This is a genomic window from Streptomyces sp. CA-142005 (assembly GCF_050942335.1).
Lineage (GTDB): Bacteria > Actinomycetota > Actinomycetes > Streptomycetales > Streptomycetaceae > Streptomyces.
Window position 1 is genome coordinate 9,021,088 of the sequence record NZ_CP192078.1, and the last position, 13,061, is coordinate 9,034,148.

15 protein-coding genes are annotated in these 13,061 nt (G+C 72.8%); 7 read left to right on the forward strand and 8 right to left on the reverse strand.

What is annotated here, in order from left to right:
* Positions 1 to 4 precede the first annotated feature (4 nt).
* Together ACQPXS_RS41615 and ACQPXS_RS41620 are read right to left on the reverse strand one after the other, a co-directional pair.
* Positions 5 to 1,630, reverse strand: coding sequence for an amidohydrolase (locus ACQPXS_RS41615; RefSeq protein WP_433454696.1), 1,626 nt, complete (start codon positions 1,628 to 1,630; stop codon positions 5 to 7).
* Positions 1,631 to 1,648: 18 nt separating this feature from the next.
* Positions 1,649 to 3,151, reverse strand: coding sequence for an APC family permease (locus ACQPXS_RS41620; protein ID WP_433454697.1), 1,503 nt, complete (start codon positions 3,149 to 3,151; stop codon positions 1,649 to 1,651).
* 125 nt (positions 3,152 to 3,276) lie between these two features.
* Here ACQPXS_RS41620 and ACQPXS_RS41625 point away from each other — a divergent pair, with 125 nt between their 5' ends.
* Both ACQPXS_RS41625 and ACQPXS_RS41630 read left to right on the forward strand, forming a co-directional pair.
* Positions 3,277 to 3,996, forward strand: a complete 720-nt coding sequence (locus tag ACQPXS_RS41625) for a helix-turn-helix domain-containing protein (protein ID WP_433454698.1) — start codon at positions 3,277 to 3,279, stop codon at positions 3,994 to 3,996.
* A 44-nt stretch (positions 3,997 to 4,040) separates the two neighbouring features.
* A complete protein-coding gene (locus ACQPXS_RS41630; protein WP_433454699.1) occupies positions 4,041 to 4,505 on the forward strand; it encodes a pyridoxamine 5'-phosphate oxidase family protein in 465 nt (154 codons plus the stop codon).
* A gap of 57 nt (positions 4,506 to 4,562) precedes the next feature.
* On the opposite strand, the gene ACQPXS_RS41635 is transcribed toward ACQPXS_RS41630, so the two are convergent.
* Together ACQPXS_RS41635 and ACQPXS_RS41640 are read right to left on the reverse strand one after the other, a co-directional pair.
* The gene (locus ACQPXS_RS41635; RefSeq protein WP_433454700.1) at positions 4,563 to 4,871 is read right to left on the reverse strand and encodes a DUF4235 domain-containing protein; all 309 of its coding nucleotides are present in this window, start codon (positions 4,869 to 4,871) and stop codon (positions 4,563 to 4,565) included.
* 28 nt (positions 4,872 to 4,899) lie between these two features.
* Positions 4,900 to 5,919: a glutathione S-transferase family protein gene (locus tag ACQPXS_RS41640; protein WP_433454701.1), complete on the reverse strand. Its 1,020-nt coding sequence runs from the start codon at positions 5,917 to 5,919 to the stop codon at positions 4,900 to 4,902.
* A 97-nt stretch (positions 5,920 to 6,016) separates the two neighbouring features.
* Here ACQPXS_RS41640 and ACQPXS_RS41645 point away from each other — a divergent pair, with 97 nt between their 5' ends.
* A complete protein-coding gene (locus ACQPXS_RS41645) occupies positions 6,017 to 7,033 on the forward strand; it encodes a cation diffusion facilitator family transporter (RefSeq protein WP_433454702.1) in 1,017 nt (338 codons plus the stop codon).
* 89 nt (positions 7,034 to 7,122) lie between these two features.
* On the opposite strand, the gene ACQPXS_RS41650 is transcribed toward ACQPXS_RS41645, so the two are convergent.
* The gene (locus tag ACQPXS_RS41650) at positions 7,123 to 7,572 is read right to left on the reverse strand and encodes a nitroreductase family deazaflavin-dependent oxidoreductase (RefSeq protein ID WP_433454703.1); all 450 of its coding nucleotides are present in this window, start codon (positions 7,570 to 7,572) and stop codon (positions 7,123 to 7,125) included.
* A 413-nt stretch (positions 7,573 to 7,985) separates the two neighbouring features.
* On the opposite strand from ACQPXS_RS41650, the gene ACQPXS_RS41655 reads away from it, so the two are divergent.
* Positions 7,986 to 9,212, forward strand: a complete 1,227-nt coding sequence (locus ACQPXS_RS41655) for a cytochrome P450 (protein WP_433454704.1) — start codon at positions 7,986 to 7,988, stop codon at positions 9,210 to 9,212.
* Between the two features lie 12 nt (positions 9,213 to 9,224).
* Positions 9,225 to 9,416 carry a ferredoxin gene (locus tag ACQPXS_RS41660; protein WP_433454705.1) on the forward strand — a complete coding sequence of 64 codons (192 nt, stop codon included), beginning with the start codon at positions 9,225 to 9,227 and terminating at the stop codon, positions 9,414 to 9,416.
* On the opposite strand, the gene ACQPXS_RS41665 is transcribed toward ACQPXS_RS41660, so the two are convergent.
* Entirely contained in the window at positions 9,400 to 9,987 is a 588-nt protein-coding gene (locus ACQPXS_RS41665; protein ID WP_433456179.1) for a TetR/AcrR family transcriptional regulator, read from the reverse strand. The two genes, ACQPXS_RS41660 and ACQPXS_RS41665, sit on opposite strands and share 17 nt — an antisense overlap.
* A gap of 148 nt (positions 9,988 to 10,135) precedes the next feature.
* Here ACQPXS_RS41665 and ACQPXS_RS41670 point away from each other — a divergent pair, with 148 nt between their 5' ends.
* Both ACQPXS_RS41670 and ACQPXS_RS41675 read left to right on the forward strand, forming a co-directional pair.
* A complete protein-coding gene (locus ACQPXS_RS41670) occupies positions 10,136 to 10,594 on the forward strand; it encodes a nuclear transport factor 2 family protein (protein ID WP_433454706.1) in 459 nt (152 codons plus the stop codon).
* 9 nt (positions 10,595 to 10,603) lie between these two features.
* The gene (locus tag ACQPXS_RS41675) at positions 10,604 to 11,143 is read left to right on the forward strand and encodes a flavoprotein (protein WP_433454707.1); all 540 of its coding nucleotides are present in this window, start codon (positions 10,604 to 10,606) and stop codon (positions 11,141 to 11,143) included.
* Here ACQPXS_RS41675 and ACQPXS_RS41680 read toward each other — a convergent pair.
* The gene (locus ACQPXS_RS41680; RefSeq protein ID WP_433454708.1) at positions 11,140 to 12,018 is read right to left on the reverse strand and encodes a hypothetical protein; all 879 of its coding nucleotides are present in this window, start codon (positions 12,016 to 12,018) and stop codon (positions 11,140 to 11,142) included. The genes ACQPXS_RS41675 and ACQPXS_RS41680 overlap by 4 nt on opposite strands.
* 142 nt (positions 12,019 to 12,160) lie before the next feature.
* Positions 12,161 to 13,042 carry an endo alpha-1,4 polygalactosaminidase gene (locus ACQPXS_RS41685; RefSeq protein WP_433454709.1) on the reverse strand — a complete coding sequence of 294 codons (882 nt, stop codon included), beginning with the start codon at positions 13,040 to 13,042 and terminating at the stop codon, positions 12,161 to 12,163.
* Between the last annotated feature and the right edge of the window lie 19 nt (positions 13,043 to 13,061).

Sequence of the window (13,061 nt, forward strand, 5' to 3'; positions counted from 1 at the left end):
GCCGTCACCCGGCCGCGTACACCCGCTGCCCGCCCACATAGGTGAGCGCCACGGCCGTCTCCGCGATCGCCTGAGGCGGCCCGGCGAACGGATCGCGGTCCAGCACCACCAGATCGGCGAGCGCGCCCACGGCCACCCGGCCGGTGTCGTCCAGATGGTTCACGTACGCGGACCCGGCCGTGTACGCCGTCAGCGCGTCCGCGAGGCCGAGCCGCTCCTCGGGCAGGAACACCGGGCCGCTGCCGCCCGGCTCGACCCGGTTGACCGCGACATGGATGCCCTGGAGCGGATCGGGGCTGCTCACCGGCCAGTCGCTGCCGGCCGCGAGCCGCGCCCCCGAGCGCAGCAGCGCGCCGAACGGGTACTGCCAGGCGGCCCGTTCGGGCCCGAGGAAGGGGATCGTCAGCTCGTCCATCTGCGGCTCGTGCGCGGCCCACAGCGGCTGGATGTTCGCGGTGGCGCCGAGCCGGGCGAAGCGGGGCACGTCGTCCGGGTGCACGACCTGGAGGTGGGCCAGATGCGGCCGGGTGTCCCTCGGCCCGTTGGCGGCGCGGGCCGCCTCGATCGCGTCCAGCGCGTCCCGTACGGCCCGGTCGCCCAGCGCGTGGAAGTGGCACTGGAAGCCCAGGGCGTCCAGCTCGGTGACGTACTTGGGCAGTTGTCCCGGGTCGATGAAGCTCTTGCCGTGGTTGGCGGTCGCGCACCCGCACCGGTCGAGATAGGGGTCGAGCAACGCGGCCGTACCGTTCTCGGCGACCCCGTCCAGCATCAGCTTCACCGTGCCCGCCCGGAACCGGCCGTGGCTCAGAGCGGCGCGCTTCTCGACGAGCTCGGGGATCTGCTCGGCCCCGCGTTCCCGGTCCCACCACAGCGCACCCCGCACCCGCGCGGTGAGCGAGCCGTCCCGCGCCGCCGTGAGATAGGCCGCGGCCGGGTCGTCCATGCCGAGGAAGTCGCCGACCAGCGCGTCCTGCCAGGCGGTGATGCCGAGCGCGTGCAGATGCCGCTGGGCGTGCAGCAGCGCGGCCAGCCGGTCGGCCGGTGTGGCGGGCGGGGCGAGCCGGCCGACCAGCTGCATCGCGCCTTCCTGGAGCGTGCCGCTCGGTTCCCCGGAGGCGTCCCGCTCGATCCGCCCGTCGGCCGGGTCGGGCGTGTCCCGGCCGATGCCGGCCAGTTGGAGCGCCCGGCTGTTGACCCAGGCGCCGTGGTGGTCCCGGTTGGGCAGATACACCGGCCGGTCCGGCACGACCGCGTCCAGCAGCTCCTTCGTCGGCGTGCCGCCCGCGAACGCCTCCATCGACCAGCCGCCGCCCAGGATCCACTCCCGCTCCGGATGGGCCTCGGCGTATGCGCGTACGGCGGCCACGGTCTCCTCGGCCGTCGCCCGGCCCGACAGATCGCACTGGGCCAGTTCCACGCCCGCCGGCACCGGATGGACGTGCGCGTCCTGGAAGCCGGGCAGCAGCAGCCGTCCGGCGAGGTCGACCACGTCCGTGGCCGGCCCGGCGAGGTCGCGCAGCTCGTCGTGTCCGACGGCGGTGATCCGGTCCCCGGTGACGGCCACGGCGGTCGCCGTTCGGCCGCCGGGGGTGAGGACGGGGCCGCCGGTGAAGAGGAGATCAGCGTGCATGATGCCTTTCCTGACGGGTCAGTTGGAGGTGGTGAGCAGTTCGGGCGCGTCGGCGTCGGTGCCGGCCCCGGTGCGGAAGTACGGCGACCTGCGCACCCACTTGGCCCACGCGGCCACCGCGAACCCGGACCCGATCATGGCGAGGGGCATCAGCAGCAGGAACCAGCCGTTGTCCGCACGGAGTTCGAGATGGTCGGTGGAGGTGAAGAAGGACCAGCCGAGATAGCCGCCGAGGCCCAGCAGGGCCAGCGCGCTGAGCGTGGGCAGCAGCACCGCCCGGACGCCCTGGCGCCAGTCGTCCCGCAGCAGGGAGCGGAAGCGTACGGCGGCCGCGAGCGCGGTGAGCGCGTAGGACAGGGCGACGACGATGCCGACGGCGTTCACGATCGCGGCGATCATGTCGGCCAGCCGCGGGATCACCAGCGCGCCCGCGGCCACGACGACGGCCAGCGCTCCGATCAGCAGCGTCCCGGCCGCCGGAGTGCCGTACCGGCTGCTGACCTTGGACCACACCGGCCCGAGGGTACGGTCCCGGCTCATCGCGAACATCCCGCGCGCCGTGGGGATGACCCCGGCCTGGAGCGAGGCCACCGCCGAGAACATCAGGGCGACGAGCGGCAGCGCGGCCAGCGGCCGCTCGGCCAGCCGGTCGCCGTAGTACGCGGGCCCCTGCGCGCCATGACCGGCCAACTCTCCCTGGGACAACACCCGTTGGAAGGCGACCGAGCCGAGCAGGAACAGCCCGAGCATCGTCACCAGGGTGATGGTCCCGGCCCGTGAGGCGTCACGGGGGTCGCGCACCTCCTCGTTGACGGTGAAAGCCGCCTCGAACCCCCAGTAGCAGAACACCGACAGCAGCAGGCCCTGCGCCAGCGCGGTCGCCGAGGGGATCGCGAACGGGTCGAACCAGGAGAGGCTGAAGGAGTGCGGCCCGGTGACGATGCCGTAGCCGCAGAACCCCAGCAGCACCACGTACTCGAAGACCAGCAGCCCGGTCTGCAGCCGGGCCGCCGTGCGCACACCGGTCACGGCGGTCAGGGTCACGGCGACCAGGACGAGGACCCCCAGCGCCGTCGTCTGCGCGGTCGAGCCCGGATCGAGGACGAGGGATCCGATCCGGTGCAGCCCGGCCTCACCGGCGAGCTGCAGCAGCGCCGAACCGGTCACCGCAGTCGTGTAGGCGAGGAACGCCACGCTCGCCACGAAGTTCACCCAGCCGACCATGAAACCGAGCCAGGGACTGAGCGAACGGCCCACCCACACATAGCCGTTGCCGGCGTTCGGCTCCACCCGGTTCAGCCGCGAGTAGGCCCCGGCGATTCCGAGGACCGGCAGGAACGCCAGCAGCATGATGGCCGGCAGATGCGGGCCGACCACGGCGGCGGTGACCCCGAGGCCGATGCCGATGCTGGTCGTGGCGGCCGTGCTGGAGGCGGCGACGGCCACGCCGTCCACCACGGTCAGGGACTTGCGCAGCTCGGGCCGCGCGGGGGGATCCACTCCGAAGGGTCTTTCGCTCATGGCCGGTTCTCCGCTCGCACCGCGGGGCCCCGGACGGCCCCGGTGAGCGGACATGAAACTGCCGGAGGACTTAACAGGTCAACGGTGTTGTCGTAAGGTCCCGGGCACACCCCAGGGAGGCCCTCATGACCGACCGTGTCGTCCCGGCCGCCGCCCGGCAGCGCCGCCGCCCCACCAAGCAGGGCGTGGTGCTGTCCGAGGAGCTGATCGTGGAGACCGCGCTGCGGCTGATCGAGGAGCACGGCGCCGACGCGCTCTCCGTGCGCCGCCTCGGCCGGGCCCTCGGCGCCGATCCCAGCTCGCTCTACCGGTACTTCCGGCACACCGACGACCTGATGCTGGCCATCGCCGACGAGCTGATCGGCCGTACCCTGCGCACCTGGCGGCCGACCGGCGACTGGGTGGCCGACCTGCGCGATCTGGGCCTGCGCATGCACGCCGGCGCCCTCGCGCAGCCCCGGGCGGCGATGCTCAGCGCCCACCGCGTCACCGGGCGCGCCCATGAGATCCAGGCCGTGGAGAGCATCCTCGGCGTACTGCGCCGGGCGGGGTTCCCGGACCGGGAGGCGGTCCGGATCTACCACGCGTTCGTCGACCAGGCCCTCGCCTTCGGCGCCCTGGACTCCGCGGGCACCGCCATGCCCCGGACCGCGCGCGAGGCGGAGGCGGAGGTCTGGCGCAGCACCTACGGCCGGCTGCCCGCCGGCACCCACCCGCACATCGCGGCCACCGCCCCCCATCTCGTCGCCACCATGCGCTCCAGTTCCTACCCGGCCGCCCTCGAACTGCTCCTGACGGCCGCCCGGACACGCCTCGATCACCTTCGTGCGGGGAGCGGGGGCTGACGGCCACACTGGACGGGATCCGCATCCCGAGGAGGCCGTACGCCATGACCCCACCGCCCGCCCGCACCGCCGCAGAGCGCATGAAGGACACCCTCCACCGGCTGGAGAACGACGTCGACGTGTGGGTCGCCACCGCCGGTCCCGACGGCGCCGCCCCCTATCTCGTGCCGCTGTCCTTCGTGTGGGACGGCGCGACGGTGCTGATCGCCACGCCGGCCGAGAGCCCCACCGGCCGCAACCTCGTCGCCACCGGCCGGGCCCGCCTCGGTCTCGGCCCGACACGGGACGTCGTCATGATCGAGGGCACCGTCCAGTCGGTGACGCCGGAGGACCTCCCCGAGGAGGACGCGGAGGTCTTCGCCGGCAAGACGGGCTTCGACCCCCGCCAACTCGCCACCCGCTACCTGTACTTCAGGGTCCTACCGCAACGCGTCCAGGCGTGGCGCGAGGCGAACGAGCTGAGCGGACGGGAGTTGATGAGCGAAGGGGAGTGGCTGCTCGGCGACTGACCTGCAACACGGAACCCGCGGCCGCGCACGGCCCGCCCCCGCGGCGGGTGGCGCGGCTCAGTCCCGGGCCCCCTCCTTGGAGGCCACCGGCCAAACCCCCGTCGACCGGGCAATGGCCTTCGCGCCCGTACGGTTCACCGCACTGCGCACCACAGCGAAGATCGCCCCCTGCACCGCCGCCGCCAACAGGATCTCCCCCCACCCCCGGTCCTGGTCCAGCGCGTCCGGCGCGTCCTCCTCGTGCCGGAGCGCCGTCCACGCCTTCCGGAAGGCGACACCGGCCAGCGCGCCGCTCGCCCAGCTGAGCACGAAACCGATCGGCTGGTAGACGAAGGGAAGCTTGTTCTTCTTCTTTGTCCTGGCCATGTGTGACTTGTTCCTCGCCTGGCGGCCCTCATGCGGGCCGTCCCTCGGGGGCCACCCGTTCGCCGGGCGGCACCGGCCCCGGCGGCGTACCGTCCCCGAACGGCCGGCCGCCGAGCTCCTCGCGGTGGTGCGGAGTCAGCCAGCCGGCGAGATCGGGGCCGAGCGGCACGATGCCGGTGGGGTTGATGCCGGTGTGCACCTGGTAGTAGTGCCGCTTGATGTGGTCGAAGTCGACGGTGTCACCGAACCCGGGCGTCTGGAACAGATCCCGGGCGTACGCCCACAGCACCGGGTTCTCCGTCAGCTTCCAGCGGTTGCACTTGAAGTGGCCGTGGTAGACGGCGTCGAACCGGACCAGCGTCGTGAACAGCCGGATGTCCGCTTCCGTGAGGGTGTCGCCGACCAGATACCGCTGTCCGGCCAGCCGGCCGGCGAGCAGTTCCAGCCGCCGGAAGACGCCCGCGCACGCCTCCTCGTACTCCTTCTGGTGCGTGGCGAACCCGGCGCGGTACACGCCGTTGTTCACGTCCTCGTACACCTCGGCCATCACCTGGTCGATCTCCTCGCGCCGGCCGGCCGGGTACAGGTCGGGCGCGCCGGGGCGGTGCAGGGCCGTCCACTCCGTGGCCAGGTCCAGGGTGAGCCGCTGGTAGTCGTTGGTGACCAGTCGTCCGCTGGGGACGTCCACGACCGCGGGCACGCTGACCCCGCCCGGGTAACCGGTCTCGCGCCGGTCGTAGGCCTCGCTCAGGAACCGGATGCCCAGCACCGGGTCCCGGCCGTCCGGGTCCAGGGTGAACCGCCAGCTGCGGTCGTCCTGGACCGGATCCGCGACCGCCATCGACAGCGCGTCCTCCAAGCCCAGCAGCCGGCGCGAGATCACCGCCCGGCTCGCCCACGGACAGGCGCGCGAGACCACCAGCCGGTAGCGGCCCTCCCGCACCGGCCAGCCGTCCCGGCCGTCGGCGGTGATCCGGTCCGCGAAGTGGCTCCTGGACCGGGTGAACGTCTTGTGGCCGTAGGCGCGGTTGCCGTCGTCGCCGTCCATGTCTCCTCCTCGGCGCCCGGTGCTCCTCGGCAACGCGTTCCCCGTTTTCCGCCGTCCGCACGGTGTGATCCGCCCGCTCGCGGGCAGTCGGCGTTGAGTGAACGGGACATCATCCGAGGGAGAGCGGAGCGGTGAGCAGGGCCGTGGGGCGCCCGGGCCGGGCTCCGGCGCCGACCGGCACACCAAGGTCACCGTCCTGGTGGCGCTCGCCGCCAACCTGGTGATCGCCGTCGCGAAGGCCGTCGGCGGTGTCCTCGCCGGCTCGCCCGCGCTGCTGTCCGAGGCCGCGCACTCCGTCGCCGACAGCTTCAACGAGGTGTTCCTGCTGACCGCGCTGCGCCGCAGCCGCCGCCCCGCGGACCGGCGGCACCCCTTCGGCTACGGCAAGGAACGCTTCTTCTGGTCCCTCCTCGCCGCCGTCGGCATCTTCGTGATGGGCGGCTGCTTCTCCTTCTTCCAGGGCTACGAGGCACTGCGCCAGGGCACCGAGGAGAAGTTCAGCGGCTATGTGGCGGGCCTGATCGTGCTGGGCGTGGCCCTCGTCGCCGAGGGCGCCTCGCTGCTGCGGGCCCTGCACCAGGTGCGCCGGCAGGGCGGCGGCCTGGCCTCAATGAGCGATCCGGCGCTGCGCACGGTGGTCGCCGAGGACGGCACGGCGGTGCTCGGCGTGGCGCTCGCCCTCGCCGGGATGGGCCTGCACATGGTGACCGGCCAGGTCGCCTGGGAGGCGTCCGCCTCGCTGGCGATCGGCGTCCTGCTGGTCTACGTCGCCTACCGGCTCGGCCGTGACGCCCGCGACCAGCTCATCGGGGAGGCCGCCGACCCGGAACTGAGCGGCAGGATCCGCTCGCTGCTGCGGGCACAGCCCGAGATCGACAGCGTGGAGGCGCTGTTCACGATGAAGACGGGCCTGGACTCCACCCTGGTGGTCGCGCGCATCGACCTGGTGCCGGGTCTGGAGAGCGAGCAGGTGGAGGAGGTCGCCGTACGCATCAAGCGTTCGCTGGCCCGGACGTTCCCCGAGGCCGACCAGATCTTCCTGGACGTGACCGACCGGCCGGCGGGCGAGGCACGAGAGAGCCCCGCCGCGACGGGGGAACGCGGCGGGGCCTGACGCACGAGTGCCCGCTCTGGGACGGGCCCACACCTCCCCGGCGCGGATTCTTCCGAATCCCGCCGGTACGCGGCGCGAATCGGCTCTCGTCAGCCCTCGTCGACGGGCTCCAGCACGAAGACCGGGATCTCCCGCGAGGTCTTCTCCTGGTAGTCGGCGTACGGCGGGTAGGCGGCCACGGCCCGCTCCCACCACCGGGCCTTCTCCTCGCCGGTGACCTCACGGGCCCTCATGTCCTGCTTGACCGGCCCGTCCTGCAGCTCGACATGCGGATCCGAGGTGATGTTGAAGTACCACACCGGGTGCTTGGGCGCGCCGCCCAGCGAGGCGACCAGCGCGTACGCCCCCTCGTGCTCCACCCGCATCAACGGCGTCTTGCGGATCTTTCCGCTCTTCGCGCCCCGGCTGGTCAGCACCACGACCGGCAGCCCCGTGTCCAGGAGCGTGGTGCCCTTCGTCCCGCCGGAACTCTCGTACAGCTCGACCTGCTCGCGCACCCACTGCGTCGGGCTGGGTTCGTACTCACCCTCAAGAGGCATGGGATCCGTCCCCTTCGTCGGTCCAACGGCTGTCTGCCACCGGCATTCAACACCCGCGGCCCCGCGAATCATCCTCACCGCGGTCCGGTGGGGCCGACGGGGTGACGGCCTCCGGCTGCCGCGCGGGTCGGCCAGGGCGCCCGACCGTGCGGGGTGACCGGGTCGTACGGCACCATGGGGAGGAGGACGGTCTCGCCGTCGCGCATGCCTTCGCCCCCTCCGGCGAGGGCGGCCGGCTTCCGGGACCGGCGCACCGCGTGCCGCTCTCCCGGCCGGAATCCATCCCTCCGACCACTCCTCTTCGGCCAGATCACCCGGATCGCCGAACTGGCCGAACTTGCAGTCGACCCATAGGTGCCCGGGGCATCTAATGAAGATCGGCACGACGCACTACTTCGTCTGCGAGGTCTTCCATGACGGAACTGACGGACCCCACCGGCCCGGCGAACCCGGCCGCCGTCGCCTTCCCGCAGGACCGCACCTGCCCCTACCACCCACCCACCGGATACGAGCCGCTGCGCGACGGGCCGGCCCTGTCCCGCGTCACCCTCTTCGACGGCCGCGAGGTCTGGGCGGTCACCGCCCACACCACCGCCCGCGCCCTGCTCGCCGACCCCCGCCTGTCCAGCGACCGCCGCCATCCGGGCTTCCCGATCCCCGCGAAGCGGTTCGCGGGGATCCGCGACCGCCGGGTGGCCCTGCTCGGCCTGGACGATCCCGAACACCAGCGGCAGCGGCGGATGATGATCCCGTCGTTCACCGTCAAACGCGCGGCCGAGCTGCGGCCGTGGATCCAGCGGACCGTGGACGGGCTGCTGGACGCGATGATCGACCAGGGGCCGCCCGCCGATCTGGTCTCCGCCTTCGCACTGCCCGTGCCGTCGATGGTGATCTGCGGCCTGCTCGGAGTGCCGTACTCCGACCACGAGTTCTTCGAGGAGCAGTCGCGCAGGCTGCTGCGCGGCCCGCGGGCGGACGACTCCATGGACGCCCGCGCACGCCTGGAGGACTACCTCGGCGCCCTGATCGACGACAGGGCGAAGCAGGCGGAGCCCGGCGACGGAATCCTCGACGACCTCGTCCACCACCAGCTGCGCGACGGCGCGCTGGACCGCGCCGAACTCGTGTCGCTGGCCCTGATCCTGCTGGTCGCGGGCCATGAGACGACCGCCAACATGATCTCGCTCGGCACCTTCACCCTGCTCCAGCACCCCGACCGGCTGGCCGAGTTGCGCGCCGACCCGGCGCTGCTGCCCGCCGCCGTGGAGGAGCTGATGCGGATGCTGTCCATCGCGGACGGAATGGCGCGGGTGGCGCTGGAGGACATCGAGATCGACGGCACCACCATCCGGGCCGGCGAGGGCGTGCTCTTCTCGACCTCGGTGATCAACCGCGATCCGGCCCTCTACGACGACCCCGACACCCTGGACTTCCACCGCCCCACCCGCCACCACGTGGCGTTCGGCTTCGGGATCCACCAGTGCCTGGGCCAGAACCTGGCCCGCACGGAGCTGGAGATCGCCCTGGGCAGCCTGCTGAGCCGGCTGCCGGGGCTGCGGCTGGCCGCCCCGGCCGAGGAGATCCCCTTCAAACGCGGCGACACGATCCAGGGGATGCTGGAACTCCCCGTGACCTGGTAAGAGGCTCTGCTCATGCACATCGACATCGACAAGGACGTCTGTATCGGCGCGGGTCAGTGCGCGCTGACGGCACCCGGCGTCTTCACCCAGGACGACGACGGCTACAGCACCGTGCTGCCCGGCCGTGAGGACGGCGCGGGCGACCCGATGGTCCGGGAGGCGGCCCGCGCCTGCCCGGTGAGCGCGATCACGCTGTCCTCCTAGCACGGCCGGGCCCGCCCGGGCCGGCGGCCGCCACCAGGGCCCGCGCCGCCTCGCGGGCCTCGGCCGCCGGCCGGGTGGACCCCGTGATGCCGGCCGTCACCATCGCGCCCTCCGCGAGCAGGAAGAGCGGTCCGGTGAGCGCGGCGGGCAGTCCGGCGTCCGCCACGAGCGAGGCGAGATAGTCCCGGAACGCCTCCTTGTGGGCGCGCACCCGCTCGGCGACCAGGGCGGAGGTGGCGCCCAGCTCGCCGTAGGCGTTGATCCAGGCGCAGCCGCGGAAGCCGTCCTCGCCGAACCATCCGGCGAGCCAGTCGAACACGGCCGGGATCCGCTCGAGCGGGTCCCGCTGCCGCGCCACGTGCGCGGCGAGGCGTCCGCGCCAGCGCTCGTCCCGCCGGGCCAGATACGCCGCGACGAGCTGCTCCTTGGCGGGGAAGAGCTGGTAGAGCCGCTTGAGCGAGACACCCGACGCGCCGCGCAGTTCGTCCATGCCCACGGACTGCACTCCCCGGGCGTAGAACAGCTCCTCGGCGGCGTCGAGCACCCTGTCCCGGGCGGCCGCGCTGTCCATCGGCGACACCATTGACTCCTCGGGCTCCTCGGCGAGGTCGTTGACGTGTTCCCCGGCGCGCTCCTTGACGGAGAACGTGCGTTCTCCTACGGTAGCAGCCGCCCGGAGAACGCTCGTTCTCCAGTGCTGCCGAGCCCAGGAGGAGACCATGGCCGACCGTCCACCGCTGCCGCCGTTCACCCGCGAGAGCGCCGCACAGAAGGTCCAGGCCGCCGAGGACGCCTGGAACACCCGCGACCCGCACAAGGTGGCGCTCGCCTACTCCGAGGACTCCGTCTGGCGCAACCGCGACACCTTCGTCTCCGGCCGCGCCGGGATCGTCGCGTTCCTGACCGCCAAATGGGAGCGCGAGCTGGACTACGCGCTGCGCAAGGACCTGTGGGCCTTCGACGGCAACCGCATCGCCGTCCGCTTCCAGTACGAGTGCCGGGACGCCGACGGCCAGTGGTGGCGCTCCTACGGCAACGAACTGTGGGAGTTCGACGAGCACGGCCTGATGACCCGGCGCGAGGCCAGCATCAACGACGTACGCATCCAGGAGAAGGAGCGCCGCATCCACGGCCCGCGCCCCGAGGCCGAGCGGGGGCAGTCCTTCCCGCTTCAGTAGGGTTCCCGGATGACCGAACAGGCCGAGAAACCCTTCCTCTACGTCGTCGTCTGCGCGGCCGGGATCGCCGCGGGCGTCAGCAAGCTGATCGGCGCCGCCCAGGAAAGGGACTGGGAGGTCGGCGTCATCGCCACACCGGTCGCCATGGGCGGGTTCTTCGACAGCGCGGCCGTGGAGGCGCAGACCGGCCGACCCGTCAGATCGGCCTGGCGCACGCCGGCCGACCCCCGTCCCTTCCCGCCGCCGGACGCCGTCGTGGTGGCACCCGCCACCTTCAACACCGTCAACAAGTGGGCGGCCGGCATCGCCGACACCCTCGCCCTCGGCACCCTGTGCGAGGCCGCGGGCCTGGGCATACCGATCGCCGTCCTGCCCTGCGTGGCCGACGCGCTGGCCGCCCACCCCGCCTACCGGGACAGCCTGGAACGGCTGCGCGGGATGGGCGTCCGCTTCGGCGACCCGTACACCGGTGAAGTCCGGCCGGACGGCGGCCGGCCGGACTTCGCCTGGGAACGGGCGCTTGAACTGCTCCAGGGACAGGACCGCTAGCGGCAGGTCAGGGTCGGACCCGCCAGCATGTTCCCGGTGAACATGTCCTGGCCCTTCGGCACCCAGTAGCCGAGCTTCGAGACCACCGTGGAGCACTTCGACCCGAGCGTGAAGCGCACCGTGAGCTTCTCCGGGTGGCCGGGCTGCAGCTCGGTCACCGTGCAGTCCAGGGAGTGCGCCAGCCGGGTCTTGTCCGGGTACCGCCCCACCAGCGGGTTGACGCAGCGCTTGTCGGCTGTGCCGATCCGCAGGCCGGTGCCCTCCTGGCCGATCATCCCCAGCCGCGCGTTGCCGTCGCCCTCGTCACGGTCCCGGCGGATCGTGTACGTCACGGTGGTCGTGGCGTTGCGGCGCAGCTCGGTCCGGTCGACGGTGACGGAGTGCGTCGGCCTGGCCTTGGGCGCGGTCAGCGACACGGTGCCCTGCACGGTGCCCTTCAGGTCGACCCCCGCGGGCGTCGACCGCACGCGCACGGTGGCGCTGATGTCGTAGGTGCCCGGACCCGGGTACAGGCCCGAGCCGGGCAGCGCTCCGGTGCCGAGGGTCTTGCCGGACCGGGTGGCCTTCCAGGTGCCCTCGGTGCGGCAGGCGTAGCGGACCCGGGCGCCGGCGATCTGGCAGGTGGCCGGGGCCGTGATGTTGAACCTCGGGGCGCCGGTGTCCGCGCACAGGCTGACGTCGGCCCGCTCACCGTGCGGGCCGCGCAGCGTGCCCGCGGCCGAGCACAGGGTCGCCGGGGTCTCGGGCGCCGGCGCGGCGGCGCGCGACACCCCGACGGGCGCCCGCCCGGCGGCGGACTGCGCGCAGGCCGGGGTGACGAGGGACAGCGGCAGCAGCATCGCTCCGGTCAGGGTTCTCATGGTGGTGGGACGCATCGGCACCGCGTTTCCTCCGGGCGGCCGAGACCGGCCGGACGCCGGTCGTCTGCGCCGAGGATGAGCCGACAGTATGACGATGCGCCGACTCCCACGCCGGGTGGTCACCTGGGGGCAGCAACAGGTTGGCCCGGCCGGAGTTTCACCGGACCTCGCGGACGTACTCCTTGCTCCCCGGAGTGGACACGTCACGGTCCCGCCGGACGATGCTCAGCCGGTCGCCCCAGTGGGCGAGCGCCGAGCGCAACCCGGCATCGGTGTATTCGACGTCCACCACCCGGTCGTCGAACGCCTTGGCGAACACCCCGCACTCGTCGTACTGCCCGCACTCCTCCGTCACCGCGAAGTCCAGCCCGGCCCGCGCCCGGACACCGGCCAGGTCGGCGGTGTTCTTCTGCGCGACGGCCAGGTGCCGGGCGTGCGCGTGCCGGGACAGCAGGGCCATGAAGGCGGTCGCGTCGGCCGCGGTGAGCAGGCGGTGGGAGCGGGTGTAGCTGTCGTAGTTGTCCGGCTCGACGGCGTCGAAGCCCTTCTTCGCGCAGCCGTCGGTCCACTCGTTCACCCGCTCGGCCACCCGCTCCCGCTTGGCCGGGGTGCGGAGGTCGAGCAGGGCCTCGTTCCAGTCCTCGTCGACGACGACCCTGCCCCGCGCGTCGCGCAGCAGCAGGTCGGCAGGCCAGGAGGAGCGCTCCTCGGGCTGGGCCTGGAAGGCGTTGACGTAGCAGATGTTGTACAGGCCGGGCGCGGGGGAGTCGGAGCGGTCGCGGCTGACGATCCGTACGCCCTTCGGCGAGGGGTAGGCGCCGCCGATCTGGTAGTCGAACCCGGCGTGGCGCGGGGGCAGCCGTATCGCGGCGGGCTTCGGCGCGCCGCGCCGCTCCTCGCCGCCGGATCCGCCCGAGGAGCCGGAGGGACCGCCGGCGGCACAGCCGGCCGACGCCGAGAGGGTGAGGATCAGGGCCGCTGCCAAGGCGCCCGCGGTCCTTCGGGAGCCCGCGGCGCGGGAAACACCCTTGGGGGGCACGTCCGCTCCATCCTGCCCA

Excerpts from the sequence above, each read along its gene's own strand:
- ACQPXS_RS41615 (WP_433454696.1), bottom strand. The coding sequence starts at position 1,630 with ATGCACGCTGATCTCCTCTTCACCGGCGGCCCCGTCCTCACCCCCGGC.
- ACQPXS_RS41620 (WP_433454697.1), bottom strand. The coding sequence starts at position 3,151 with ATGAGCGAAAGACCCTTCGGAGTGGATCCCCCCGCGCGGCCCGAGCTG.
- ACQPXS_RS41625 (WP_433454698.1), top strand. The coding sequence starts at position 3,277 with ATGACCGACCGTGTCGTCCCGGCCGCCGCCCGGCAGCGCCGCCGCCCC.
- ACQPXS_RS41630 (WP_433454699.1), top strand. The coding sequence starts at position 4,041 with ATGACCCCACCGCCCGCCCGCACCGCCGCAGAGCGCATGAAGGACACC.
- ACQPXS_RS41635 (WP_433454700.1), bottom strand. The coding sequence starts at position 4,871 with ATGGCCAGGACAAAGAAGAAGAACAAGCTTCCCTTCGTCTACCAGCCG.
- ACQPXS_RS41640 (WP_433454701.1), bottom strand. The coding sequence starts at position 5,919 with ATGGACGGCGACGACGGCAACCGCGCCTACGGCCACAAGACGTTCACC.
- ACQPXS_RS41650 (WP_433454703.1), bottom strand. The coding sequence starts at position 7,572 with ATGCCTCTTGAGGGTGAGTACGAACCCAGCCCGACGCAGTGGGTGCGC.
- ACQPXS_RS41655 (WP_433454704.1), top strand. The coding sequence starts at position 7,986 with ATGACGGAACTGACGGACCCCACCGGCCCGGCGAACCCGGCCGCCGTC.
- ACQPXS_RS41660 (WP_433454705.1), top strand. The coding sequence starts at position 9,225 with ATGCACATCGACATCGACAAGGACGTCTGTATCGGCGCGGGTCAGTGC.
- ACQPXS_RS41665 (WP_433456179.1), bottom strand. The coding sequence starts at position 9,987 with ATGGACAGCGCGGCCGCCCGGGACAGGGTGCTCGACGCCGCCGAGGAG.
- ACQPXS_RS41670 (WP_433454706.1), top strand. The coding sequence starts at position 10,136 with ATGGCCGACCGTCCACCGCTGCCGCCGTTCACCCGCGAGAGCGCCGCA.
- ACQPXS_RS41675 (WP_433454707.1), top strand. The coding sequence starts at position 10,604 with ATGACCGAACAGGCCGAGAAACCCTTCCTCTACGTCGTCGTCTGCGCG.
- ACQPXS_RS41680 (WP_433454708.1), bottom strand. The coding sequence starts at position 12,018 with ATGCGTCCCACCACCATGAGAACCCTGACCGGAGCGATGCTGCTGCCG.